The sequence below is a fragment of the Arthrobacter sp. SD76 genome (genome assembly GCF_049726125.1).
GTDB classification, from domain to species: Bacteria; Actinomycetota; Actinomycetes; order Actinomycetales; family Micrococcaceae; genus Arthrobacter; species Arthrobacter nitrophenolicus.
This window is the reverse complement of record NZ_JBNBLR010000002.1, coordinates 124,767-149,435: the sequence shown is the minus strand read 5'-3', so window position 1 is coordinate 149,435 and position 24,669 is coordinate 124,767. Positions and strand designations below refer to the sequence as shown.

The window sequence follows — 24,669 nt, the reverse complement described above, 5'->3', positions numbered from 1 at the left end:
AACGTCAGTTACCTCGCTGGCGTCAGTGACATCCCATTCATCAACGAGCCATGCGAAATCCACGGCCGCCGGGGGAAACCAGAAACGCACTCTATAGATCGGAGATAGATCGCCCCCTCCGACGGAGTCATCCGAATCAGCCCGCACGGTACGCAGGGGCCGAGCCTACGCCGCAAAGTCGGAAGTAGCTGCCCCTCACGCCATCTCCTCACGGACAGCGGCAGTCTGCTCCCGAACTGAGGCGATGTGTCTCAAAACTCAGATGCCTCGAATCCCTAGCCATAGAAGAAGACGAGTGCGCCGCGGTGCTCCGTCCCTGCCGCCCGGTTCTACTGCGTGAGCCGGCGCGGCAGGCCGCACCGGAATCGGTCCTCGCTTCGCTCGGGCTGTAGAAGCGTTTTCCGTTTTTTGCTGCTGTCCTGCGGATCGTACGTGCCCGCTCCACCGGCTCAACCGTCCTGCGGACGGCTGCTCAGCCGATGCCTTGTGTCGGCGCTTCGCTCGATTTCCTCCCACAACCCATCCGCTGCTTGCCCTTCGGGTTGCCCCGGCTCCGTCGGCACAGCTCCGCGATGCTCCGCCAGCAGGCAAAAAACGCCCGGGGGAGAAGGGACGCTGGCCGGTCACCAAAGCCGCCCCACCCACCGGATCCTCAGCAAAGGATGAGAAAAACCATGAACGATCGCATTGCACGCGCAGCCCTGACCCGCCTCTTCGAACCCGGCGACCGCATCGGCCGGGCCCTCGTGGGCAGGCTCGGCGCGTACGCCGCACTGCGGCTTGCGACCGGCGCCCAGCCCGCGCACACCCTTCCGGATGTCACGGCCGAAGAATTGGCTGCCGCGTTGAAGCGCTGGGCGTCCCGAGTGCCGGAGCTGGACCCGGAAAAGGACCTGGCCACCATCGAGCGCCTGGGCGGCGGGTTCCTCATCCCGGGAGATGAACACTGGCCGGAAGGCCTGGACGATCTGCCCGACGCCCCATACGGGCTGTGGTACCGGGGCAACATCGACCAAGGCATCCCGGTACCGTCCCGGTGTGTGGCCCTGACCGGATCCCGGGACGCCACCAGCTACGGCGCCTCCGTGACAGGGGACATGGCCTACGGGTTGGCCCAACGTGGACTCTGCGTCGTCTCGGGTCTGGCTTATGGCATCGATGCGCACGCGCACCGGGCCGCTCTGGCCGGGAGCCAGGGAGAAGGACTCGCGACCCTTGCGGTACTGGCCGGAGGCCTTGACCGGGACTACCCGTCCGGTAACGCTGACCTCGCGGCCGCGATCCGCGGCAACGGCCTGACGCTCTCAGAGCTCCCGCCGGGTTCCGCCCCGACCCGGTACAGGTTCCTGCGAAGAAACCGCATTATCGCAGCCCTCGCAGGGGTCACCTGTGTCGTGGAGGCCCGCTGGCGGTCAGGGGCGTTGAACACCGCCCACCACGCCGAAACCATTGCCCGGCACGTCGCGGCCGTCCCGGCAGCGTGCACAGCGCCAACTCCGCAGGATGCCACCGGCTCCTGAAGGAAGGCGGGGCGGTGCTGGTGTCCGATGCCGCCGAGCTGGCCGAACTCCTCGCAGGCTAGTCCTCTCCAAGGTGGCCGTCCCGTTGCCGGGGCGGTCACCGCGGGCGGTCCGCCGTCATGGCCAACTCCCGTCGTGGTTCCGAGCGGCGGACCGCCATCCGCACACGCAGTGCCGGCAACCCGGGGCCCGCGGCCGCCCGGAGTCGGGACACCCGTAAGAAGACCCGGGGTGCTGAGGGAGGGCTCGCAGAGCTCACCAGGAAAGGGCGTCCGCTGGCGCGGCCGGCTGTGGGTCCAGTGCCGGCTCCGCAGGGCTCCGCCGACCCTGGCCCTGTTCTGTCTACGACGTTTTGCCTGCTGTCCTGACGGATTGTACGTGTCCGCTCCGGCCCGTCTAGCCCCTCCTTCGTCGGGGCCTGCGGAGCGGGAAATGTCCCTGCGGCGCTCCTTCGTCGCTGATTTCCTCCGGGAATTTCCCGGCCCTTGCCCAAGGGTAGACAGGCCTCCGTCGGCCACAGCTCCGCAAGCTCCGCCAGCAGCCAAAACAACGGGGAGAGGGGAAGCTGGCCGGTCACCAAAGCCGCCCCACCCACCATCATCCTCAGCAAAGGACTTTCAACATGACTGACGCAATCCGCATCTCCAGCCCCGCCGACATCCTCGGTTTCATCCCGCACTCCCTCGGTTTCGTACCGCGTGAATCCTTTGTGTTCCTGACCATGAGGGGCAAGACGCTGGGCGCGACACTGCGCGTCGACGCCCCCGCGTCCGCGGAACCTGCCGGTTTTGCCGCTTCCATGAGGGAATACCTCGCACTGGACACGCAGGCCACAGCGGTGCTGCTGGCAATCTACACGGCCAGCACCCCCGCGCCCGGACAGGCCCGCCCCTTCCACGACCACGTCGAGGCCGTCATTGAGGCGCTGGACACTGCAGGTACCCCGCTGCAGGACGCGTGGCTGGTCACCCCCTCGCACTGGCAGAACCTGCTGTGCGACAGCGACGCCGGGTGCTGCCCGCCCGAATCGCTGGAATCCATCACCGACGGGCAACTGAACGCGGAACTGGTCTTCCGGGGCAGCAGCTACCAAAAGACGCCCGGCACCAACTACGCACCGTTCGCAGGCCCAGCCGACAGGGAGGAGCAGATCCGTAACGCTCTCCCGGGAGTGCTCGGCGCGGAGCTGGCCCCGGGCCGGGAACTGTGGGCAGAGGCCATGACCCGGGACGGCTGGATGGACCCAGCAACGGCGGTGGAGCTGCTGGCGTGCTTCCAGCGCCCGGACCTGCGCGACACATTGTTCTGCAACGTGATTGACCCGGAGCTGCCCAACGCCGAGGAAAGCGGAAACCTGCTCATGGGGGAGGGTATCGCCCAGACTGGGACCGCGTGGACCGGGCGCAAGAAATTGCCCGGGACCTCATCGACACCGCACCGGAAGGCTACCGGGCGCCCCTGCTGACCCTGATCGGCTGGCTCGCATACCTCAAAGGCCAGTCGTCAGTAGCTGCCGACCACTTCAAGATCGCCCTGACTGACACGCCGGGCTACCGGCTCGCCGAACTCATGGACCAGCTGGTCAGCCGGGGAACGATCGCCCCCGTCGCCAAGAACCAGGACACCGCCTACAAGCGCCACCGCTAGAAAGGTGAGGGCCGGACCGCGACAGCGGTCCGGCCCTCTTGGGTGCGCGGGCGGCCTCCCCCGCTGGCGCTCCTCCGGCCGCCGATCACGCTGCCGCGGGCGCAGCACCAAAAGCAGGCATCAGATGGACGCCGGGCTACAGTGGAAAAGGAACACGAACCACTAAAAGCCCGGGAGCAGCACATGAGCCACGAGTACATCCTCACGGACGACGACGCAGCACCCGCAGGCGCCACCCACGCCCAGGACATCCTCGAGCTCTCGATGTTGACCATGCCGCAGCCAGGCGCCCCCATCGTCGATATCTCTTGGGAGAAATCCCCACTGGACCTATAACTTGATGCAGCAATGACGCTGCAGCACTAATTTTCCTTTTGCTGAGGGAAAAGCTGAGGCCGGCCCCAGGGGCCGGCTCAGGTTTTTCCAGGGCGAAGCACTTACTGTGTCAGCCTTTAAGGCTGGCCTCCGGGACGTCGGAGAACCCCGAGTGATAGCCGCTGTACCCGGCAAAGCCCGGGTATCCGGGGTATCCGGCGTATCCGGGATAGCCTGGATACCCGGGGTAACCGCGGTAGGGCTGGAAATCTCGCTTGAGCAGGCGGTTTCCTACGACCGTGCCCAGGTAGTTCCCTTCCTTGTCAGCAGCGTCGTTATCACCCCAAGGAAACCAACCAATCCAATTCCCGCTCTTGTCGAATAGGAACCTGTCGGTTGGATGGCGCCGGAACGCGATGGGGTTGCCTGTGTTGTTGAAGTAGAAGACAGTCAATTACTTTCCCTTGCCCTTCTGGGAGAGGGCGCTTGCCGCGGCTGTCTTGGAAGCTGCACTGGTGCGACCGTCCCTTAGGACTTTGCTTGCGGCTTTCGCTGCTTTAGTGCTGGTCTGTTTGGTGTTCTTTGGCATTTCAGTGTCCTTGCTTGGCTGTATGGGGTCTTCTGGGCCGACAGCGTCGAGTGACCGCTGTCGGCCCAGAGTTACCGACGTTTATCGCCGGACGGGGATGATTCGGATGGTCCGCTTGATACGGATCCGGATCCTTTGAGTAGCCACTGCTACTCTCCTTCCCAGGACCGCCAGGTGCAGAGGAACGCTAGCTGCCAACTGGATTGACAGGCCACAGACTCACTCGTAGTCTGTTGTGACGTTCCGGAGCTATGGAAACGACACAAAACAATTCCTTGGACTTTGACGCAGGCACTTTGCCTGCGAGGCATTGGTCCCTATTTTTTTTGTAAAAGAAGCGCATGATCGGTTGCACCCGATCGTGCGCTTCTGTCGTAGAGAACACCATTGGGATGAGCTCTACGTCCACACTACATGTAGTGCAGACGCCCCTTTGGAACCCCAAGATGATGTATTACAAGTATGTCATTTAATCCCCCCTTAATCCACAGGCGCGGCCCTTTAAAGAGCCGAAATCGCGCCGATTTCGAGGACGGAATCCACACCCTGTGGAGTAGTAAGGCACATTTTAACGCCCAGCGTGTCGTGGAAAAGACGGCGTGTCTAAAAAGACTAAAACCGCTCCCTGCGCGCAATTCCGCCCATTTTGATATCTATTCCTTACGCGCGATCGGTTGGAGTCCGGCAACGCTCCACCGACACTGGCGAGTCCGCGCGGCCCGGAAAAGCACCAGAACCTAAACCCGTGCGGCGGTCGCCTAAAACGTGCCCTGAACTTGGTCGGCCCGGTGCCCAAGCCTCAAAAGAAAGGGCCTCGCTTCGCTCGGGCTGTAGAAGCGTTTTCTGGTTTTTTTGCTGCTGTCCTGCGGATCGTACGTGCCCGCTCCACCGGCTCAACCGTCCTGCGGACGGCTGCTCAGCCGATGCCTTGTGTCGGCGCTTCGCTTATTTCCTCCCACAACCCATCCGCTGCTTGCCCTTCGGGTTGCCCCGGCTCCGTCGGGCACAGCTCCGCGATGCTCCGCCAGCAGGCAAAAAACGCCCGGGGGAGAAGGGACGCTGGCCGGTCACCAAAGCCGCCCCACCCATCACGACAGGAAGTACCACTGTGACGACCACGAAAGCCCCCAATCCTGCATCCCGAATGTCTACACGGCGGGGCTCGGACCCCTAACCAAGGACGAAGGGATCCTTTGACAACATCATTGAGATTCCTTCGGATTCTAGGCACCCGACCCAACCCGTCTAGCCCCTCCGTGAACTCCGGGGCCTGCGAGCCGAAAATTCTTAGGCCAGGGACCTTGCTTCGCTGCGGTCCCGCAAGATTTTTCTGCTCTTGCCCGATGGGTAGACGGGCCGGTTCGGGTGCCGAGCAAGCGAGCTTGCCAGCAGGCAAAAACAACGGGGGAGAAGGGGAGCTGGCCGGTCACCTGAGCCGCCCCACCCACCCACTTCTCGGACAAAAAGGAACACCACCACATGAACGTCATCACCACCAAGACGATCACCACCGCCGATACCGGCGAAATCATCCACGATGTTCCCGCGCTGGTTGATTACCACATGAACGGCGGCTACGACTGGATGGAACTGATTGAAGAACACGGCTGGGCAGTTCTTTCCAGTTGGGGATGTGACGGCTGGGACTTGGGCCAGTGGCCCTACGTCATGGTCGCCGTGACCCGGACCGCTGACAGCATCGGCAACCTGTTCGGCGTCGCCACCTACTGCGAGGGAGACGTGACCTGCTACTGGTTCCGGACCAAAGCGAGGCAGTGGACTGAGATATCCGAGCAGGCCTTCCTGTACTGGAAGAACGGGCAGGCCCAAGGCCCCGTTGACCTCCCCGAATCGGCCGCCGAACTCCCCAGCCGGTACCGGATGCCCTACATCGTCCAGAACGTCGCCTAACTACCCCCCCATCGAGCTGTGCCATCCGCCGCCACGTCAGGCGGGCGGCACAGCCGCCACTCCCGACTCCAAGGAGCAAACCAGCTTGAGCAACGACACCACCACCGCCAAAGGCATTACCGCCCTGATCTACCGCGACGATTTGGGCACCGACTTCTCCAACCGCGGCATCTCCGCCCGCGTCATGGAAGTAACCGTCATTGGCGAGGGCATCGACCCGGATTTCTAGGCCACCGATAAGCGCCCGGCGGTCCGGCTGGTCAAGAACAAGTACTTCCACGACGAAACCGTCCATGCCGAACCCGTCATCCCGGCCGGTGAACCAAAGCCGTGGTACATGTTCGGCGGCACGTTCATCTTCAGCAGCGACAGCCGGTTCCGCCGCGCAGCCGGACACTACGGAGCCGTCCCGCTCCACGATCGGCGCGAATAGGAGCACCTGTGGCCGGTCCCCAGCGGGACCGACCACCGGTACCCGAGCAACCCAGAAACGGGCACCCGACGGCCATCCCGAGGCTCATTGTCGGGGGCCGCCGATACGATCGATAAAGACGACCACGGAAGAGATCCGGAGAAAACGATGCACACGCAAGCGACCGAAAGCACCGATCCATTGATTGATGCAAAGAAGCACCGGAAAGCCCGTCGCCTTGGGTGGGTGAGTGTCGCGTTGCTCTTCGTGGCGGCTCTCTTGACACCGTATCGAGGCCCGTGGATGGGAGTGCTTGGTCTGGGTGTGATGGGCCTCGGAATCGCTCTTATCGCCACCAACCAAATCAAATGGCGGGCACGCACCCTTGCGGCGGTGGGCGCAGCCTTTGTCGTCACAGGGGTAGTTTTCACCGTCGGTGATGTAACAGGCGTCCTGTGAGGCTCCCGGTGAGAATAATGTCGGTCAAGGATAAGGATTGATGTGGAGACTCTGAAGAACATGCCGGGAAAGCTTCTTCGTCTGGTCGGAGCCGTGGCCGTCGGCGCGTCCGGCGCGGCAGCATCCAGGCGCGCCTCCGCGCGGGTTCGGAAACGGGAGGAGGAAGCGGCGATGTTCAGGGCAGCCGACGAAGAAATCGCGGCCCTCGAGTCCGCGCGCACGGTGCTGGTGATGTACGTGCTCGCCGCTGTGGTTTCCCTTGCCGCCGGGATTACGGTCGTTCTGGGCTTCCCGTGGGCCGGATGGGCGCTGATTGGATTCGCACTCGGCGCCATGGGAGCCGCCTGGACTCACGCGAAAGACCGCAGGGCACGATATGCCTGGGTTCTGCTGATCGGGGGAGCGCTGCTCTTCATAGCCTCGCTCATCACCTCCGTCTTTGCCGAGTCCGATGCCCTGATCTCCTTCCTGGGGCTTGACCGCACCTAATCTGATCTACCTGTATTCGTAGCTGCCCAACGCCATGGGGAAGGAACGAAAAAGGTCAGGCACCACTCACTGGTGACCGGCCTTCTCTCATGTCCGGGCTGCATCCCTTTCGTCAGGGTTCGGGCGGTCCGCCGCACGGGGGAGCCTCGCGCCGTGGGTTGCCGGCGGCGGACCGCCATTTCGCACCCGTCCCAGCAGAGGCTACTGTCGCCGGCGGTCTGCCATGGTCACCCGGATTCTTCGGGCGATCCGTGATGGCTTTGAGGGCATGCTCGCAGGGCTCGCACCAAAGGAGCGGGCGTCCGCTGGCGCGGCCGGCTGTTGGGTGCTGCCGGTCCGTCGCAGGGCTCCGGCCCGTCATCACCTGTGTGTCTACGACGTTTTTGCTGCTGTCCTTCGGATTCTCGGCACCCGACCCAACCCGTCTAGCCCCTCTGTGAACTCCGGGGCCTGCGAGCCGAAAATTCTTAGGCCAGGGACCTTGCTTCGCTGCGGTCCCGCAAGATTTTTCTGCTCTTGCCCGATGGGTAGACGGGCCGGTTCGGGTGCCGAGCAAGCGAGCTTGCCAGCAGGCAAAAACAACGGGGGAGAAGGGGAGCTGGCCGGTCACCTGAGCCGCCCCACCCACCCACTTCTCGGACAAGAAGGAAGAACAAACACAATGACTGACAAGCTCACCATTTCCGGTTCCGCCGACCTGATCGCCGCCGTCCCGCACCTGCTCGGCAAAGAACCGAAGGAATCCTTCGTGGTGCTGACATCCCGCGCTGGCACCCTTGGCGCGAGCCTGCGCCTGGACGCACCGGCAGAGGCGGACCCGGCCGATTACGCGCAGATGATGACCACCTACGCCGCCCATGATGAGAAAGCAACGGGCAGCTTCGTCATCGTCTACACCGACGAAGACCCGGACCACGGCTACCCCTACGCCGCGCACGTCGCAGCCCTCACCACCGAACTGGCCACGGCGCGGATGCCCGTCCGCATGGTCCTGCTGGTCACCGGCACGCACTGGGCAACCTACGGCACGGCCGAGAAAAACCCTTTGGATGAGATTCGGGACAGCAACGCCAACGTGACGCTGACCTATTTCGGGTCCGCGCCGCACCTTGATGTGTACAACCCTGAATTGCTGGGCACGTGGGCACCTCCGGTGCAGGCCCCGGAAGGCACCGACGAGGACCTGGTGGCTGCATGCGGGACGTGGGCGGCCGTATTGGACGGGGAAGGCACGCCGGACACGGACACCGCCCGCCAGCTGGCAGCAGCATTCCAGCACCGCCACATCCGCGACTACCTGTTCCGCGACACCATCACCACACACGGCACCTTCGCTGACACCCTGACCGGGAAATTCACCGGGCGCCCGGACTGGGACCGCGTGGACCGCGCCGAAGCCCTCGCCTTCGACCTGATGAAGGTCGTACCGGCCGGGCAGCGCGCCCCATGCTCACCCTGATGGGCTGGCTTCAATGGCTCAAAGGCCGCGGATCCCAAGCGGACCGCTACCTGAAGCTCGCCGCCGAGGACGTCACTGATTTCCGCCTCGCCGTGCTGCTGCGGGAACTGATCAACCGCGGCTACATCGCCGACGTCGCCCGCGACCCTGAAACCGCCTACCAGCGCCGCCTCATCTGACGAAAAACGGGGCCCGGGCCGGAATCACCACAGCCGGCCCGGCCCCGTTTCCGCGGTGGCGGGGCGGCCTCCTCCGCTGCGCTCCCCCGGCCGCCATATCGTGCCCGGCACCGTTGTCCGACCCACCTTCTAGGATGCCCACCATGAACGCAATGAACCACCTCAGAGCCGCGAAAAAGGTCACGCGCTGCCTGGCCTGCACTGGAACCGTAACCGGAATCGTTGGAATCATCCTGCATCCGGAGAGGGCTCTCAACCATGCCGCGTTCATGCTCTCCGCGTTCTTCATGATCTCCACGATTGCCGCCGTGGTCGCTCTCGCCGTCCTTATTGCCCTGCGAACCGTCCGCAAAGTTGGAAGCAGCACCCTGGGCCCCGGCCTGACCGCGCAGCACGCAAGGTTCATGCTCTTCTTCCTGCGTTTTCCGAACACCACCGCGTGGTCGCCGGACCTCTTCCTGCTCATCGCCGCTGGGCTGATGCTGTCTGGCCTGGCCGTCCTGTACGGGCGTGTATTCGCGCCCCACCCTGACGCCCCGACCGCTCAGAACAACCGGCGTGAGCGCCCGCCCGCCCAGCGGCTGCAGGCCGCACTCGGCCAGTACCTCGAAGGCACTCACCGGCCCCTGAGTGATTACAGTGCCGGTGAAATTGCCGCCCACGCCGACCTCATCGGCAGAAACGGCCGTGTGAAGATTAACCGTCGGGCAAAAACTGCCACCGTCGTGGCACACGACGGATACCGTGCAACGTACCGGCTCGCCGACGGCACACACCTGGGCGGTACCCGCGCCGCGTAAGCCGGCACCCGCCGGGGCGCAGCGGCTACCACCCAACGCCCAAAAAGATGTCCACTGTCGGCAGCCACACCCAGTGAACGCGCAGAAACCACGGCTACAGTGAACACCGGAACACTGCACCGACCAGGAAGCGTGAGCATGGGAACCGACTACATCCTCACCGAGGACGACAAGCCCGGCGAGAACGCCAGTCTGGGCGAAGACATCCTTGAACTGAGCCTGCTCACTGCTGGCCAACCGGCCGAGCCGGTGGATCTCGGCTGGGCCCAGGAACACCACAACTTCTAAACCCCTGCAGCGCTGACGCTGCACCCGGAGTCTTCCTTTGTCCGAGGAACACCACAGAGCCGGCACCCACGTGGGTGCCGGCTCTGTGGTTTTCAAGACCGGAAAGGGCGTCCGCTGGCGCGGCCGGCTGTTGGGTGCTGCCGGTCCGTCGCAGGGCTCCGGCCCGTCATCACCTGTGTGTCTACGACGTTTTTGCTGCTGTCCTTCGGATTCTCGGCACCCGACCCAACCCGTCTAGCCCCTCCGTGAACTCCGGGGCCTGCGAGCCGAAAATTCTTAGGCCAGGGACCTTGCTTCGCTGCGGTCCCGCAAGATTTTTCTGCTCTTGCCCGATGGGTAGACGGGCCGGTTCGGGCGCCGAGCAAGCGAGCTTGCCAGCAGGCAAAAACAACGGGGGAGAAGGGGAGCTGGCCGGGCACCTGAGCCGCCCCACCCACCACTTCTCGGACAAGAAGGAACACCACCACATGAACGATGACAACCGCACCGCACGCGCCGCACTGGCCCGCCTGTTCGAACCCGCCGACCCTGTAGGCCGCGCCCTCGTGGCCAAACACGGCGCCCCGGATGCGCTGAAGATCGCCACCGGCGCCCACCGCGCCGAACCGTTCTGGGACGTCACCAGCGAGGACCTGACCGAAGGGCTCCGCCGCTGGGCGCCCCGCGTCCCCGGACTGGACCCGGCAGCAGACCTGGACATCATCAAAGGCCTCGGCGGAGGGTTCCTCACCCCCGGCGACGAGCACTGGCCAACCGGCCTCAACGACCTTCCCGACGCCCCGTACGGGCTGTGGTACCGCGGCACCATCGACAATGGCATCCCCGCGCCGTCCCGGTCCGTGGCGCTCACCGGGTCCCGTGACAGCACCAGCTACGGCGCCGCCGTCACCGGCGACATCGCCTACGGGCTGGCCCAGCGCGGAATCTGCATCATCTCCGGCCTCGCCTACGGCATCGACGCCCACGCCCACCGCGCCGCGCTGGCCGGAAGCTGCGGCGATGGACCGGCAACCATCGCGGTGCTCGCCGGAGGCCTCGACCGGGACTACCCCTCCGGAAACGCGGACCTCGCGGCCGCGATCCGCGCCAACGGGCTGACGCTCTCGGAGCAGCCCCCGGGAGCCGCCCCTACCCGGGCCAGATTCCTGGACAGGGGCCGCATCATTGCGGCGCTGGCCGGAGTGACCTGTGTTGTGGAAGCCCGGTGGCGCTCCGGAGCGCTGACCACAGCGCACCACGCCGAAACCATCGCCCGGCACGTCGCCGCAGTCCCGGGCAGCATCCACAGCGCCAACTCGGCAGGATGCCACCGGCTCCTCAAAGAAGGCGGCGCCGTCCTGGTGACCGACGCTGCCGAACTCGCCGAACTGCTCACCAGCTAAACCCGCACCAGGTGGCCGGTCCAGCACCGGCCACCCCGTGCCAGCAGCCCTACCTACGAAAGGCAGCGATCATGACAAGCTTTTGGGACGCCGACGGTGACTTCGACTACGAGGCCCACCACGAGGCAGGACAGCGTCGGCACGCGGCAGCGACAGCGGAAACCATCGCAAGGCCGCACCTCGCCGACGCGCTCTACCACTTTGGACTGGCAGACCGGCCGCTCTCCGGCTTCACACCAGCCCTACTCAAGGCCCTGGAACACTGGCAGGCCCTGATCGACAGGATCACCGCCACCCCCGCAGACGCAGGAAGTAAAAAACCTCACCCGCCACGCCGAAGCAACAGCCACCACCATCCAAAACCTCACCAGCTGACACCCGATGACCGGACCTCCCGGGGGCCGGTCACCGCGGGCGGTCCGCCGCAACAAGAAGCCTTCCGTCGTGGGTCACCGGCGGCGGACCGCCAATCCCGCACCAGTCCCAGCCCCGCTGGCTTACGCCGGCGGCCCGCCATGCTGCCCGGACGTCGGGCGACCGTGGTCGCTTTAAAGAGCATGCTCGCAGGGCTCGCACCAAAGGAGCGGGCGTCCGCTGGCGCGGCCGGCTGTTGGGTGCTGCCGGTCCGTCGCAGAGCTCCGGCCCGTCACCACCTGTGTGTCTACGACGTTTTTGCTGCTGTCCCTAGGGATTGTACGTACCCGCTCCAGCCCGTCTAGCCCCTCCGTGAACTCCGGGGCCTGCGGGCCAAAAATCTTCAGCCAGGGATCAACGCTCCGCGCCGATCCCGCAAGATTTTTTGGCCCTTGCCCAAGGGCAGACAGGCTTCCGTCGGGCACAGCTCCGCAAGCTTCGCCAGCAGCCAAAAACAACGGGGGAGAGGGAGAGCTGGCCGGTCACTACGCACCGCCCCCACCCACCCACTTCTCGGACAAGAAGAAAGAACAACACCAATGAACGCAACACCCACGCTCGAAATGCTCAACCCGGCAACCCTGACCGTCGATATCAACGTCCGGAAAGACGCCGCCCTGACCACGGATTTCGTGGCCAGCATCAAAGAACACGGCGTGATGGAACCGGTGATCGCCCACCGAAAGGACGACGGCACCGTGCACGTGCTGATGGGCCAGCGGCGCACCCGCGCCGCCGTCGAAGCCGAGCGGCCCCTGATTCCGGTCATGATCATCGACAGCCCGGAAGAGGCCGAACGCATCGTCACGCAGGTGGTCGAGAACATCCAGCGCGCCGAACTCACCGAAGCGGACGAAGCCGACGCCTACCACCAGCTGTCCCTCATCGGGGTTTCGGCCGCCGCAATCGCCAAAAAGACGGGACGGACAAAGACCACCGTCGAGTCCGCGCTGAAGGCCAAGTCCACCGAGACCGGAGCCGCGGCCCTAGGCAAGGGCTACACCATCGAAGAAGCCCTTATTCTTGCCGAGTTTGAGTCAGACCAGGACGCCACCGCCGAGCTCGAATCGGTCATCATGGACGAACCCGACATGCTCCTGCACGTCACCCAACAGCTCCGTGACAAGCGCGACCGCGCCGCCGCGCTGACCGCCCTGACCGCCGAACTGGAAGCGGCCGGAACGATTGTTGTTCCGGAATGCGGGTACGGAGAGGACAGCGAAACCCTGCGCGTCACATCCCTGAAACGGGCAGACGGGGAACCGGCTACCGATGAGGACGGAAACGCCGTCTACATCGAGACGGACTATTGCGGCGAGCACTCCACAGTCGCCGTGGTCACCGGCTGGAAAGACTTGGGCTTCACGCTCCGCTACTACAGCGGCTACGGCGCATTATCGGCCCCCAAAGGCCCCATGACCGACGAGCAGAAGGCCGACCGGAAGACCCTGATCGAGAACAACAAGCTGATGCAGTCAGCGACCACCGTCCGCCGCGAATGGGTCAAAAACCTGCTGGCAAAGAAACAGCCGCCCAAGGGCTGGCAGCACTTCACCGTCCGCGCCATCACCCACCACCCCGAAACCGCCAGTGGCTACGACGGCGAGGTAGCGGCCGAGATGGCTGGAGCGAAGATTGAAGGGTCGAAGACCTGGGGATGGAACCCGCTCCGCACCCACGTGGATAAGTCCACCGCACGTCCCGAAATATCGCTCATTGCGCTGGTCTGCGCCGGGTATGAAAAGACCATCCAAAAAGACTCGTGGCGCTCACCCAGCCAAACCCACCGGGACTACCTGAACCAGCTGGTCCTCTGGGGATACACCGCCAGCGACGTCGAACAAATCATCATCGACAGCGGCCAACCGGCCGAGGAAGAATCGGCAGCATAACAACCCCTTGCCGGGCGGAAGCGAACGCCGCCCGGCAAGGCCCCGCCCACTCATCATCCGAGGGCCAGTAACCTTCCAAAAGTCGGGCGGTCCGCCGCCCGGTGCGAACCACAGCAGCCACACAACAGCGGCGGACCGCCATTCGCGCAAGACACGCGACCCACACCAGCGTGCCGCGCTGCACCTGCAGCCGCTGGTAGAGTTGCCACCAGATTTCCTTTGTCCGAGGAGAGCAAAAAGGGCCGGCGATGCCGGCCCTTTTTGTTTATTGACAGCACCCCGACTACCTAGCCCGGGACGCTGCGCGGATCGTTGCCGTAACTGTTCTTCCCGGCGATCTGTCCGTCCTGGTTCTTGATCACGTGCTCGACCTTGTCAGCCTTCGCGGTGTCCCGGCCGACGGTGACCGCTTCGACCTTGGTGCCGTACCCGGACCCGAACGCCCGGCCGGCGCCCTCTCGCTTGTTCTTCCACTCGCCGTTCTCGTAAAACGTCTCGATGTCGCCCTGAGCCACTGCACACTCCCTCTGCCGATCGGTTCACTGACACCTGCCCCGCCGCTGCGGGGAAAGCGGAAAAGCCCCGCACCACAAGTCAGTCATGCAGGGCCGCCCCTTCGTAGTTGCTCCGCCTGATGGGGGACAGGCGGAGCAACTGCCACCAAACTAATAACAAGCATGCTTACTTTTCAAGCGGCGCGCCGTCACCCGCACCCCGCATCGGCTGTGGGCGCCTTCCTGGCCGGCGGCCCCGCCGCCAACCCGGCAGCTCCGTATCCAGCCGTGCTTCCCGGTCCTGCCGGAGCGTCCCGTCCCGGTACGTGATCCGCTGGCTGTGCAGCCACACCCCGAGCAGCCGCTCCTGCTCCGAGGCTGCTTCCTTGTGGAGTGGCCAGTCATTACCTGCCGCCCGGTAGGCGGCCAGTTCGGCGAAGCGCTGGTTCCAGAGCTCTTCGCGCTGCTCTTCTGCCGCCGCGGGGTATCCCAGCCCGGGATCTCCCTGAGCCCGTCCCGGTAGGCGGGGAGAGGGTCCCCTTCTGGGACTGCTGCCGCTTGGCCGCCAGCCAGGACTCCAGGGACCGCTCCCTCATCGACGCGGACTTGCTGCTCGGCAACCGCCCCTCCGCCCGGTACAGGGCGACGATGTCGGCCACGTTTTTCAGGCCGCGCTCATCCTGCTTCTTCGGAACCGGCCGCACCGCCCTGGCATGCTCGCCCCGCAGGGACGGCTCCGCCCGGGCCGCGATCTGCAGGTGATACCGGACCGTCGTCTCCGCGGCACCGGCCAGGACAGCGATCCGGGACACCGGCACACCCTGTCGGTACATCTGCACCCACTCCGGATCCGGCGCCTGCCGCCTCACCCCAGCCACAGCCGCCCCCCCCCCCTTCGCCAACACCAGTGGTCCCGGGCCCGGCCCGGGCTGTGCCGCCCGAATGTCAGGCTACACAACCCGCCCCACACCCCGGCGCCCGGGTCGAGGGGCCAAAGACGGTGGCGGGGGAGGCGCGATGGCCTGCAGTGAAGCGGGCTGGTTCCCCATGGGCCAAGGCCGCCGTCGCCGCCCACCCATCCCGTCGGCCGGGTTTCTTTCAGCACGGACGACACATTGCTCCGCGGCGGGTGATCCCAGATAGTCATGGAACCTTCACGCCGTGGGCGGCTTTTCAGGCGCCGGGGGACTGCCGCCGTGGGGCACCAGCGGGCGATCGCCACAGTCACCAGCGGCGATCATCACCACCACCAAAACTGTCGTTTTCAGAAGCTGTCTGCACAACTCCCTGCTGAACTCCTGGGTTTGTGTAGACGGGTTGTGATCACGGATTGCCCGCTACTCCTGTGCACAAGTGTCGGGTTGCTTCCCACTCCTGTTCACAATGCATCTACATCAATCCGTGCCGCCCGCAACGGGTCCTTGGCCGGGCGAGGTGAAAACGAGCCACGCCCCTTGCAGCATGTCGGTACGGTTGGACGGCCTGATTCGGGGCCACCTGGCCTATTGGAAGCTGATCCGGGCAGAAGTGCAGAGGATTTCTGACATTTGTGCAGTCAGCTTCTGAAATCGACAGCGTTGGACAAGCGCGCGGGAGACCGCGCCGGGGCCTAAGAAATGTTTTGCAAAATGCCTAGAATACGGGGCAAAACAGCCATTCATTCAGTTGAATGAATGGTAGAATAGAAGCAGCGGGTCAGCCAGACGAACGAAACTTTTTTGATACGAAACCAGGTGCTGAAAATGACTGCCTCACGCAACGGCCTACACGGTTTATGCCAAGCCCCGACTGCAGCAACTGCGAGAAGACGAAGGAGTGCTTCGATGTCGAGGGCATCACTTACGCCGCCCGTCAACATCACCGAAGTCCCCGCGGCCCTGGAATACATCACAGAGCTCGGCTACGCCCCGGGCTCCCGTCGTGGTGAGTGCTGATGACCGGACCATTGGTCCGGTCTGCGCCGCGACAAGCTTGTCCAAGCGCATCTGAACAACATCGACTCGACTTTTACCCGGAAAGAGGACCTAGCATGAGCATCAACCCCGCCATCATCACCATGATCTTCGACCGCCACGAGGTCCAGGACGGGCACCGTCAGGACCCGGAGCTGCTCGGCGCCGCGTATGCGCTGGCCTTCCTGGACAATTCGGACGGGGGAGCGGAGGAACGCTTCTACAACGCCGACACCCTCCTGCCCGGTGACACCCCCGAGGAGCGGTCCTACCGAATGCCCACCCGGGCCATGCTCACCGAAATCTACAACGACAGGATCCTCCGCCGCAGCAATGCCCTCGACGTGGAGGACTTCATGGCAGAGGTTGATGCCATCGACGACTAGCCTTCCCCCGGGCCCGACCGGCCCGGCCCGGGCCTGTAGACGCAGTACCCGCCAATACGAAACCAGAGAGAACAGGAACGAAACCATGTCAGGCGAAACCACCACCACCGTCATCGGAAACCTCACGGCCGACCCGGAACTGCGCCGCACCCCGGCTTCCGGTGAGTTCGGCAAAACTGAAGGCACTGCCGTCGCGCACTTCACGATCGCGTCCACTCCCAGGGTGTTTGATCCCCAAAGTAAGGAGTGGAAGGACGGCGACACGTTGTTCCTTCGGTCCACCGTCTGGCGCGAAGCCGCAGAGCACGTCGCAGCGTCCCTGTCCAAAGGCAGCCGGGTGGTCGCCAGCGGTCGGTTGAAGCCGCGCACCTATGAGACCAGGCAGGGGGAGAAGCGCACAGTCATCGAATTCGACATTGACGAGATCGGAATCTCCCTTCGCTTCTCCGCGGCTCAGGCCGTAGGCTCGCCGGCTAAGCAGCCGGCCCGGGAACAACCGACGGCACGGCAGGAAGCACCCGCACAGGACGAGGCGCCAGCGGCGGAGGAGGCCCCGCGCATGGGCTGGCGGGACCGGCTCAAAGCCCAGCAGGAACACGAAGCCGCGGCCGCCGAGACCGGCACCGCCGGGTACGCCGACGACGATCCCTGGTTCGGAAAGAACGCCCACCGCAACGGTTACGTCCAATAACGCCCAGCACGCAGGGGCCCGGGTGCCCTCCACACCCCGGAGCGGGCTATGGCGCGGAAGGCAGCGAGGCCATCTTGTGCCCGAGTAGTAGGAGTAGTAGTTTGGTTACTACTACTCCTACTACTTTTTGAGGGACCGCCGTGTCGAGTGCCAAAGATCGGGTTTTCGCTGCTGCTGAGAAGATCAGCGCGGAGCGCCGTCCCACCGTCTCCACGGTCCGCGCCGCCGCGGGCGTGAGCAGCGCCGACGCCACCCGGTACCTGAAGGAATGGAACGAGGAGAAGCAGGCAGCGGGAGGCCAGGTCGCTGCGACTCCGCCGACGATCCTCGAGCAGGCCGCGCGCCTGGCCGGCACGGTCTGGGCGGAAGCGTCTTCCGCAGCGCTGGAGCGCCACGCGGCCGTAGAGGAACGGTGGGTGCGGGAGAAGAAGGAGCTGACCGAGGAGGTCGCCGAGCTCGTCGCCGACCTCGACACGGTCACCGCTGACAAGGAGTCCGCCGTCGCGGAGTTGACGGGCCGGGTCGAGGATCTGGAACGCCGTCTGGCCGCCGGCGTCGACCAGCTCGAGCAGGCACAAGCAGCCGAGCGGGAAGCGACGGCAGAGGCGGCAGCGGCAGCGACGCGTGCTGCGGCCGCCGAAGCCCGCGCTGCCGCCCTCCAGGAAGCCCACACGGCGCTGCTGCAGCGCATCACCCCCGAACAGCCCGGAGAGCAGCCGCCGGCGCAGTCCGATGCCTAAGCCGAAAAAAAATTCCTGCCTTCACCCCGTACTTCACCGAGGAGCAGGCCGACCAGGTCCGTGCCGTGTTCCTGGAAACAAAGGAGGTGGAAGGGGACGCGAGCATCTCGGACTTCATCGTTTATGCGACGATGCGTGAGGTGAAACGCCGCCAGCGCAAGTACAACGGCGGGAAGCCGTGGCCGCCGGTGAAAGCCGGTGGTGTGCGCCGCGGACAGCGACGAATGGAAGAACTGCAGCACCGACGTGAGGAAGCATGACCGTGGCCAAACCAACCCATACCGCGACCGGCGACACCGGCCAGGGAACCAGGGCATTCGCGCGGATGCTGACCCTGGAACAGGTGGAGGAGATCCTGAACCTAGGCAAGCCGCTCGTCTACGCGCTGGTCCGCAACGGGGAGCTGCGCGCCGCCCAGTTCGGTGGCCGAGGCGTCTGGCGGGTTCGGGAAGACGACCTCGAAGCCTACATCGACGCGGCGTATGAGAAGACTGCCGAGCGGATCGCCAGCGGCCAGCTGCCCGGTGACGCGGGGGAGGACGGGCAGCAGACATGATGATGGTGCTGCCGTTCCTCGCAGCCTTCGCCGGAGTGTCCCTGGTGTGCTGGATCATTTACGCCCTGACGCATCCGGTCCTCGCCGGCCAGGGCGTCCTGATCGGCGCCACCAAAACCGCCGGTGTCCTGGCGGCCCTCGCCGCCATCGGGGTCTGGATCTTCCAGGGCTTCCCGGCCTCACTGCCGTACTTCCTGGCTGCCGCAGCCTTCCTGTTCTGCGCCAACCGGCTCGAGTTGCGCTGGCACCGATAAACGTCCGCGACCGGTCCGGGTCGCTATGTCCCGATACGCCCCTCGCGCAGCCGTGGCGTTTCACCGATTTTCTGATCGCGGGATTTGAGCGCTACGACAGAAGCCTCCGGCACATGCCGGAGGCTTCTGTCGTCGTGTCCGTGTGGCCTGGTTTAGGCTGCCGTGTCGACCGTTTCCTCGCGAGCGTCGTCGCTGTCTTTCGAAGCGGCCGCTGCGGGTGTGGCCGCGAGGTCGAGCATTTTCTTCACCTCGGCGCCGGTGAGTCCCAGACGGGCGGCGACCGCGGCCTTCGGTTCGCCCGCGTCCACCATCGCCTGCACGGTGCCGGCGGCGGCCGTGACCGCACGGTCCGCGTCCTGCTCGGCTTTGGCCAGGATCTCATCGGCCTTGCGCTGCGCGTCGGCGCGGACCTGCTCTGCCGTCTCTTGCCGTTCAAAGAATTCGGCGGCGAGATCGATCATCTTCTCGTGCCGGGCGGTGAGCGCCTGGGCCTTCGCCCTGGCCTTCTCCCGCGCCGCGACCTGCTGTGCTGACTTCCGTGGTGCTGCCATTCGTGTGGGTCCCCTTCCCCTTCATCTGATCCCGCATGGTCACAGGCCCGGGTGGCCTGGTCCATGCCCCGCGGCCGGCGAAAATCGCCGGATCGGTCCTCGCTGACGCTCGGGCTGGCCATGACCGGGCTACCCACACGTGGACGGCTCCGAGATAACCCGCGTCTCTCCTCTGCCAACCTGTGGATAGCCCGGTCGTGCGGTTCTGCACAATCGAACGCAACCGTGGATAACCAAAAGCGCGTTACCCACCGCCCATTCTCATGTGCAGAACCGCATCAGAACGATTGATGGCCAAAAGCATAGCGCGCCCGCCTCCTGTGATTCTCCTGCGTCCCTTGTCGAGAGGCAAACCCGCTCTGATCTGTCACACCTCATGCATCATTGATGAATGGGCTGGTCAGGCCGGTATGCTGAGGTCCGTGATGACCGTGCACAAGCTCAGTGCCGGCGACGGATACACGTACTACACGCGTGAAGTCGCCAGCGGTGACGAGCTGCGCTCGGGCGGCCGGGCACTGGGGGATTACTACACCGTGGACGGCAACCCGCCAGGGCAATGGGGCGGCGGCGGGACCACCCACCTAGGCGTCACCGGCGAGGTCACCGAGGCGCAGATGGCGGCCCTGTTCGGGGAGGGACTGCACCCCAACGCCGAGGCCATGCTCGCCGCCGATCCAAAAGCCGACACCCGGCTCGGGCAGCGCTACAAACGCTACGACCAGAAGAACAGCGAACTCGCTAAGCGCATCGACCGGGCCACCGGGGACTGACCAGCGGATGAACCACAAAGACCCCGACACCGACGCCCGCCGCCGCATCCGCACCAAGGAAGGCGCCCAATACTTCCGCGAACTCAACGGCCGAAACCCCGCCGACAAGGAAGAACTCGGACGGTTCATCACCGCACAGAACAAACCCGGCTCGCAGGCCGTCGCCGGGTACGACCTGGTCTTCGCGCCGGCCAAATCGGTCTCCGTCCTCTGGGCCATCGGAGGGGACGACGCCCGCCGCGAGATCGAAGCAGCGCAACACATAGCGATCGATGAGACGATGCGATTCCTCGAAAAGGAAGCCACCTACACCCGGCGCGGACGCAATGGCGTCCGGCAGGAAGACGTCGACGGCGGCCTGATCTACACCACGTTCCGCCACTACGACTCCCGCAACGGCGACCCCCAACTCCACGACCACGTCGTGGTCGCGAACAAGGTCCTCGGGGCCGACGGGAAGTGGTCAAGCCTGGACGGGCGTCTGTTGTACCAGTTCAACGTCGCCGCCTCCGAGCACTACAACCGCGCCGTCATGGAGAAGGTCTGCAGCCGCCTCGGCGTCGGCACGATCGCCCGCAAAGTCGCAGGGGACCGGCCGGTCATGGAGATCGCCGGCATCGACGTCGCCGCAATCGAGAAGGCCTCCTCCCGCCGGGAAGGGATCAAACCTGCCCTGGACAAACTCGTCGAGGACTTCACCGACACCAAGGGCTACGCCCCCACCACCAAACAGATAATCGCCCTGGCCCAGCAGGCCACCCTTCAGACCCGGCCAGGGAAAAAATCCGCCCGTCAACTCTCCGCCCTCGTCACAGAGTGGACCGAAGAACTCGGCCGGCTTCCCGGTGTTCAGGTCGGCCCGGCGGCGGTCGAGAAGGCGCGGGCGCACCGGCACGACGCCCGCGACATGGCCGCCAAAACCAACCCGGACTGGATGGTCACGCACGCCGACGAGGTCGACCCCGAGACCGAAGCGGCAGGGGTCATCGGAACCCTGGAACGCACCCGCGGGGTGTGGGGAGAGCACCACATCGACGCCGAAACCCGCCGCCGGCTCGGGTCCCGTTTCGGCGAACTGCCCATCCCGGCCACCCTGATCGAGCAGGTGAAAGCCCGCGCCATCGACCAGTTCTCCCTTCGCATCACCCCCGACACCCCGGCCCCCGAGATCGACGCGCTGCGGCTGCGCAACGGCGCCAGCAGGTACGGCAAAGTCCATGCCGCCCTCTACACCTCCTCCGGGATCCTGCACAGCGAAGACCGCCTCCTCACCGCCGCCGCCCGCACCGTCATCCCCGCCGCTACCCCCGATGCCTTCGATACCGCCCTCACGGCCCAGGACAAACAATTCGACGCCGGGCAGCTGCAGCTCGCCCGCGAATTCGCCTGCAGCGACAGGCTGCTGCTGGTAGGCGTCGGCCCCGCCGGAGCAGGAAAAACGACCGCCCTGAAACTCGCCGCCGACACCGTCCGCGCCGCCGGCGGACACGTCATCGGGCTCGCCCCGACCGCCGCGGCCGCCGCCGTCATGGGCACCGAGCTCGGCGCCAAAGCCACCACCATCGACTCGTTCGTCCTGTCCCACCAGACCGACTCGCCGCGCAAAGTCATCCCCGCCCCCGGGGACGTCATCATCATCGACGAAGCCGGGATGGTCGGCACCCAATTGTTCGCCGCCGCCGTCACCATTGCCGACCAGTACGGCGCCGTCGTCCGCGCCCTCGGCGATGACCAGCAGCTCTCCGCCGTCGGCTCCGGCGGAGCGCTGCGGCTGCTGAAAAACACCGTCGGCGCCGTGCACTTGGAAGACCTCCACCGATTCCGCAACCCCGACGGGACCGCGAACGAGGACGAAGCCGCAGCGACCCTGGCCCTCCGCGAACCACCCGCCACCGGCGAAGACGACCCCTGGACCTTCTACCGGACCAACCGCCGCGTCGTCGGCGGCAACGCCGAAACCATGACCTCCATGGTGTACACGGCGTGGAGAAAGACACCGCCAAGGGCAAACACTCGGTCATGATGGCCTACGACAACGCCACCGTCACAGAACTCAACGCCCGCGCCCAGGCCTACCGCCTCGGCACCGGCACCCTCCCCGACGGGCCCGCCGCAACGCTGCGGGACGGACTCAATGCCCGCGCAGGCGACGTCATCGTCACCCGCGAAAACAACCGCCGACTGACTATGCACCGCGGCAAGGACTTCGTGAAAAACAACGACGTCTGGGACGTCCGCGACGTCCACCCCGACGGGTCCCTCACCGCCCGGAACAAGGCCCACGGCGGAACCATCACCCTCCCGGCCCACTACGTCCGGGACCACACCATGCTCGGCTACGCCGCCACCATCCACCGCACCCAAGGCATCACCTGCGACACCACCCACGCCCTGATCGGCTCCGGCCTGTCCCGGTCCCTGGCCTACGTCGCCGCGTCCCGCGGCCGGGAAAGCAACCACCTCTATGGCGTCACCACGGACGGCGAAACCCTCACCGACGTGCTCCGCACCGTCGCGGCGAACCACGACGGGAACCTCACCGCCCACGAACAGATCGACGCCGCCCGCGCACAGGCCCGCTCCCTGCCCGACATGGCCGCCGCCTACAACGACATCGACGGCCAGGCCAACGAACTGCGAATGGCCAACACCGCCCGCCGGATCCTCGGCGACGCCACCGCCCAACCCTTCATCGCCTCCGACGCCTGGGCCGCGACCGCCACCCACCTCCGCAACGCCGAAAACGACGGCTACAACCTCACCACCCTTCTCAAAGACGCCACCGCCTACCCGTCCGAGAAGACCGACGACATCGGCGCCGTCCTGTCCTGGCGCGTCCAGCACACCCTCCAGACATGGCGCGAACGCGCCACCATGCCCGGGCACCGCCCGCTGGAAGCGGTCAGCGACGACGCCCTGGCACGCCTCGAACGCCGCGCCGCCAGCGAACTCATCCGCGCCCGTGCCAACGCCGGACAAAACCCCGGCACCGGCAAACCCGACCAGAAAGACCTGATCAAAGGCTGGCGGGCCGAGAAACGGACCACACCGTGGCAGCGCAGGCTGCACGGCCACCTCACCGACGACGACCTCGACTCCCGCATCACCCGCGCCAAGGAACAGGCCCGCACCGACACCACCATCAACGACCCCGACACCGCCCGCAAAAACCGCTGGCTCACCGGAACCCTGCAGAAAGAGAAGGCGCTGCGCGAACGGATGCCCGCAGAAGCCCGCGCCGACGAAGCCTACGAACGCGGCGCCCTGACCAACCACCGCCGCAACGACACCGCACACCGCGTCCACACAGCACGGCACATCCACCAGCGGATCAACGCCGAACTCCAGCTCCGCCGCCAACTCCCCACCCCCATGACGAAGACAGTTGCCCAGGACGGGGTGCCCGGATGGATGGCCCCGGCCGACACCATCAGCCACCACGACACGCCGGCCCTGTGGCGGAAGGAACTGCAGGACCGCCGGGAGGCCATGGCACTGGAAATGAACCGGCTCGGCTCCCAGCTCGCCGCCGAACCACCCGCCTGGGCCGAGGCCCTTGGCCCGTCCCGTCCGACACCGCCCAGCAGCAGCGCTGGCGGCAGCTGGCGGCCGAGGTCAAGACCTACCGCGACACCTACCGGATCCCCGACACCGACCCCACCGTCCTGCCCGCCACGCACACCGCAACCGGGACCGGCGCCGACCTCGCCGCCCGGGTCACCGCCATGCACAAATACACCGCCCAAACGAAGAAGGCACCCCTCGCCCCCGAGGACGCCACCCTGATGGCCGAAGCCGCCGAAGTCGAAGCGATCGTAGCCGTCGAACCCACACCGGCCGAACAGGTCGTGGACCGGCTCCGCGAAGACCGCGCACAAACAGCCGGGGAGGGACCCCTGCAGGGGCGCGCCGACCGGATCGCCGACCTCGCCCGCAAGGTACGGACAACCGGCCCGGCCAGCAACCCGCCGACACCACACCCGAATCCGTCGACGAGGCCCTCGAAGACATCCGCAAGCGCCGCGAAGCCGAACACGGCACCGGCGCCACCGCCGGTGCCGAGGCCCGGGAATCCTTCCAGGACCGGCTCTCCAAACTCCGCCAGGACCAACAGGCCGGCACCCTGCCCCTCAAACGCGGTGGCCAGGCTCCGCGCGGCCCAGGCAGAACAAGCCGCAGAGCAGTCCCGCCCGGACACCGGCCGACCCGGGCGCGGAACTGGCCCGGAACAGGGCCCGCGCGGACCCCGCCTGTAGAGTGAGCCGACAAACAGACAGTCATGACCAAAGGACACACGTGAGCATCGTCGACGGGCCAGGACTGAAAGACGACCGCCTCCGCACCCTCTACCAGCGCACCCCCGGCCCCGTGGCCTTTATCGACGAAAGCCTGCGCGAACCAGGCCGCGGGGAACGCCCCTTCTACGCCATGAGCGCCATCGTGATCGCCAAGGACCAGGCCGCGATGATCCGCCAACGCCTCATCGAGATCGCCGGCAGCGACTACTGGCACACCA

Annotated in this window: 27 protein-coding genes and 1 pseudogene; 24 read left to right on the top strand and 4 right to left on the bottom strand. The window is 65.7% G+C overall.

Translation table 11 applies throughout. From position 1 onward, the window contains the following. Nucleotides 1-662: 662 nt before the first annotated feature. The 4 genes and pseudogenes from dprA (ACPEE0_RS22460) to ACPEE0_RS22445 all read left to right on the top strand — a co-directional run. A pseudogene (dprA, locus tag ACPEE0_RS22460) lies at nucleotides 663-1,570 on the top strand (DNA-processing protein DprA); the annotation flags it as partial. A 572-nt stretch (nucleotides 1,571-2,142) separates the two neighbouring features. Further along, complete coding sequence (locus tag ACPEE0_RS22455) at nucleotides 2,143-2,985, top strand: DUF4192 family protein (protein ID WP_424575478.1); 843 nt, start codon at nucleotides 2,143-2,145, stop codon at nucleotides 2,983-2,985. Continuing rightward, the gene (locus tag ACPEE0_RS22450; RefSeq protein ID WP_424575477.1) at nucleotides 2,913-3,167 is read left to right on the top strand and encodes a DUF4192 family protein; all 255 of its coding nucleotides are present in this window, start codon (nucleotides 2,913-2,915) and stop codon (nucleotides 3,165-3,167) included. The genes ACPEE0_RS22455 and ACPEE0_RS22450 overlap by 73 nt, the downstream gene beginning before the upstream one ends. A gap of 183 nt (nucleotides 3,168-3,350) precedes the next feature. Further along, nucleotides 3,351-3,503, top strand: a complete 153-nt coding sequence (locus tag ACPEE0_RS22445) for a hypothetical protein (RefSeq protein WP_424575476.1) — start codon at nucleotides 3,351-3,353, stop codon at nucleotides 3,501-3,503. A gap of 109 nt (nucleotides 3,504-3,612) precedes the next feature. Here the strand turns inward: ACPEE0_RS22445 and ACPEE0_RS22440 are convergent, their stop codons facing one another. Next, entirely contained in the window at nucleotides 3,613-3,936 is a 324-nt protein-coding gene (locus ACPEE0_RS22440) for a hypothetical protein (protein WP_424575475.1), read from the bottom strand. A 1,614-nt stretch (nucleotides 3,937-5,550) separates the two neighbouring features. On the opposite strand from ACPEE0_RS22440, the gene ACPEE0_RS22435 reads away from it, so the two are divergent. The 10 genes from ACPEE0_RS22435 (at nucleotide 5,551) to ACPEE0_RS22390 (ending at nucleotide 13,756) form a co-directional block, all read left to right on the top strand. Then, complete coding sequence (locus ACPEE0_RS22435) at nucleotides 5,551-5,982, top strand: hypothetical protein (protein WP_424575474.1); 432 nt, start codon at nucleotides 5,551-5,553, stop codon at nucleotides 5,980-5,982. An 85-nt stretch (nucleotides 5,983-6,067) separates the two neighbouring features. Further along, nucleotides 6,068-6,211 carry a hypothetical protein gene (locus tag ACPEE0_RS22430; RefSeq protein WP_424575473.1) on the top strand — a complete coding sequence of 48 codons (144 nt, stop codon included), beginning with the start codon at nucleotides 6,068-6,070 and terminating at the stop codon, nucleotides 6,209-6,211. A gap of 291 nt (nucleotides 6,212-6,502) precedes the next feature. After that, complete coding sequence (locus ACPEE0_RS22425) at nucleotides 6,503-6,853, top strand: hypothetical protein (RefSeq protein WP_424575472.1); 351 nt, start codon at nucleotides 6,503-6,505, stop codon at nucleotides 6,851-6,853. A 42-nt stretch (nucleotides 6,854-6,895) separates the two neighbouring features. After that, nucleotides 6,896-7,342 (top strand): hypothetical protein, encoded by a 447-nt coding sequence (locus ACPEE0_RS22420; protein ID WP_424575471.1) that lies wholly within the window; start codon nucleotides 6,896-6,898, stop codon nucleotides 7,340-7,342. A 661-nt stretch (nucleotides 7,343-8,003) separates the two neighbouring features. Next, nucleotides 8,004-8,801, top strand: a complete 798-nt coding sequence (locus tag ACPEE0_RS22415) for a DUF4192 family protein (RefSeq protein ID WP_424575470.1) — start codon at nucleotides 8,004-8,006, stop codon at nucleotides 8,799-8,801. Then, complete coding sequence (locus ACPEE0_RS22410) at nucleotides 8,789-8,980, top strand: hypothetical protein (RefSeq protein ID WP_424575469.1); 192 nt, start codon at nucleotides 8,789-8,791, stop codon at nucleotides 8,978-8,980. The genes ACPEE0_RS22415 and ACPEE0_RS22410 overlap by 13 nt, the downstream gene beginning before the upstream one ends. 143 nt (nucleotides 8,981-9,123) lie before the next feature. Then, on the top strand, nucleotides 9,124-9,780 hold the full coding sequence (locus ACPEE0_RS22405; RefSeq protein ID WP_424575468.1) for a hypothetical protein: 657 nt from the start codon (nucleotides 9,124-9,126) through the stop codon (nucleotides 9,778-9,780). Nucleotides 9,781-9,912: 132 nt separating this feature from the next. Next, nucleotides 9,913-10,068 carry a hypothetical protein gene (locus ACPEE0_RS22400; protein ID WP_424575648.1) on the top strand — a complete coding sequence of 52 codons (156 nt, stop codon included), beginning with the start codon at nucleotides 9,913-9,915 and terminating at the stop codon, nucleotides 10,066-10,068. Between the two features lie 371 nt (nucleotides 10,069-10,439). Continuing rightward, nucleotides 10,440-11,450, top strand: a complete 1,011-nt coding sequence (dprA, locus tag ACPEE0_RS22395) for a DNA-processing protein DprA (protein ID WP_424575467.1) — start codon at nucleotides 10,440-10,442, stop codon at nucleotides 11,448-11,450. A 953-nt stretch (nucleotides 11,451-12,403) separates the two neighbouring features. After that, nucleotides 12,404-13,756 carry a ParB/RepB/Spo0J family partition protein gene (locus ACPEE0_RS22390; protein ID WP_424575466.1) on the top strand — a complete coding sequence of 451 codons (1,353 nt, stop codon included), beginning with the start codon at nucleotides 12,404-12,406 and terminating at the stop codon, nucleotides 13,754-13,756. 287 nt (nucleotides 13,757-14,043) lie between these two features. On the opposite strand, the gene ACPEE0_RS22385 is transcribed toward ACPEE0_RS22390, so the two are convergent. Both ACPEE0_RS22385 and ACPEE0_RS22380 read right to left on the bottom strand, forming a co-directional pair. Continuing rightward, the gene (locus ACPEE0_RS22385) at nucleotides 14,044-14,271 is read right to left on the bottom strand and encodes a DUF2188 domain-containing protein (RefSeq protein ID WP_424575465.1); all 228 of its coding nucleotides are present in this window, start codon (nucleotides 14,269-14,271) and stop codon (nucleotides 14,044-14,046) included. A 166-nt stretch (nucleotides 14,272-14,437) separates the two neighbouring features. Next, nucleotides 14,438-14,680 carry a helicase associated domain-containing protein gene (locus ACPEE0_RS22380; RefSeq protein WP_424575633.1) on the bottom strand — a complete coding sequence of 81 codons (243 nt, stop codon included), beginning with the start codon at nucleotides 14,678-14,680 and terminating at the stop codon, nucleotides 14,438-14,440. A 1,599-nt stretch (nucleotides 14,681-16,279) separates the two neighbouring features. Between ACPEE0_RS22380 and ACPEE0_RS22375 the strand changes: the two genes are divergently transcribed. The 6 genes from ACPEE0_RS22375 (at nucleotide 16,280) to ACPEE0_RS22350 (ending at nucleotide 18,829) form a co-directional block, all read left to right on the top strand. Next, entirely contained in the window at nucleotides 16,280-16,588 is a 309-nt protein-coding gene (locus ACPEE0_RS22375) for a hypothetical protein (RefSeq protein WP_424575464.1), read from the top strand. Nucleotides 16,589-16,673: 85 nt separating this feature from the next. After that, the gene (gene ssb, locus ACPEE0_RS22370; RefSeq protein ID WP_424575463.1) at nucleotides 16,674-17,279 is read left to right on the top strand and encodes a single-stranded DNA-binding protein; all 606 of its coding nucleotides are present in this window, start codon (nucleotides 16,674-16,676) and stop codon (nucleotides 17,277-17,279) included. 140 nt (nucleotides 17,280-17,419) lie between these two features. After that, nucleotides 17,420-18,019: a DNA-binding protein gene (locus ACPEE0_RS22365; protein WP_424575462.1), complete on the top strand. Its 600-nt coding sequence runs from the start codon at nucleotides 17,420-17,422 to the stop codon at nucleotides 18,017-18,019. Nucleotides 18,020-18,084: 65 nt separating this feature from the next. Next, complete coding sequence (locus ACPEE0_RS22360) at nucleotides 18,085-18,279, top strand: ParB family protein (RefSeq protein WP_424575461.1); 195 nt, start codon at nucleotides 18,085-18,087, stop codon at nucleotides 18,277-18,279. Beyond that, nucleotides 18,276-18,575, top strand: coding sequence for a helix-turn-helix domain-containing protein (locus ACPEE0_RS22355; RefSeq protein ID WP_424575460.1), 300 nt, complete (start codon nucleotides 18,276-18,278; stop codon nucleotides 18,573-18,575). Before ACPEE0_RS22360 ends, ACPEE0_RS22355 begins: the two co-directional genes overlap by 4 nt. Further along, a complete protein-coding gene (locus ACPEE0_RS22350; RefSeq protein ID WP_424575459.1) occupies nucleotides 18,572-18,829 on the top strand; it encodes a chemotaxis protein in 258 nt (85 codons plus the stop codon). Before ACPEE0_RS22355 ends, ACPEE0_RS22350 begins: the two co-directional genes overlap by 4 nt. Nucleotides 18,830-18,981: 152 nt before the next feature. Here the strand turns inward: ACPEE0_RS22350 and ACPEE0_RS22345 are convergent, their stop codons facing one another. Next, nucleotides 18,982-19,380 carry a hypothetical protein gene (locus ACPEE0_RS22345; protein ID WP_424575458.1) on the bottom strand — a complete coding sequence of 133 codons (399 nt, stop codon included), beginning with the start codon at nucleotides 19,378-19,380 and terminating at the stop codon, nucleotides 18,982-18,984. Between the two features lie 425 nt (nucleotides 19,381-19,805). Here ACPEE0_RS22345 and ACPEE0_RS22340 point away from each other — a divergent pair, with 425 nt between their 5' ends. From ACPEE0_RS22340 to ACPEE0_RS22325, 4 genes are read left to right on the top strand one after another with little or no spacing between them, the layout of a single operon-like run. Beyond that, on the top strand, nucleotides 19,806-20,153 hold the full coding sequence (locus ACPEE0_RS22340) for a relaxase domain-containing protein (RefSeq protein WP_424575632.1): 348 nt from the start codon (nucleotides 19,806-19,808) through the stop codon (nucleotides 20,151-20,153). A gap of 7 nt (nucleotides 20,154-20,160) precedes the next feature. Further along, the gene (mobF, locus tag ACPEE0_RS22335) at nucleotides 20,161-22,176 is read left to right on the top strand and encodes a MobF family relaxase (RefSeq protein WP_424575457.1); all 2,016 of its coding nucleotides are present in this window, start codon (nucleotides 20,161-20,163) and stop codon (nucleotides 22,174-22,176) included. After that, nucleotides 22,137-23,939 (top strand): hypothetical protein, encoded by a 1,803-nt coding sequence (locus tag ACPEE0_RS22330; RefSeq protein WP_424575456.1) that lies wholly within the window; start codon nucleotides 22,137-22,139, stop codon nucleotides 23,937-23,939. The genes mobF and ACPEE0_RS22330 overlap by 40 nt, the downstream gene beginning before the upstream one ends. After that, entirely contained in the window at nucleotides 23,879-24,409 is a 531-nt protein-coding gene (locus ACPEE0_RS22325; protein ID WP_424575455.1) for a hypothetical protein, read from the top strand. Before ACPEE0_RS22330 ends, ACPEE0_RS22325 begins: the two co-directional genes overlap by 61 nt. Nucleotides 24,410-24,669: the final 260 nt, after the last annotated feature.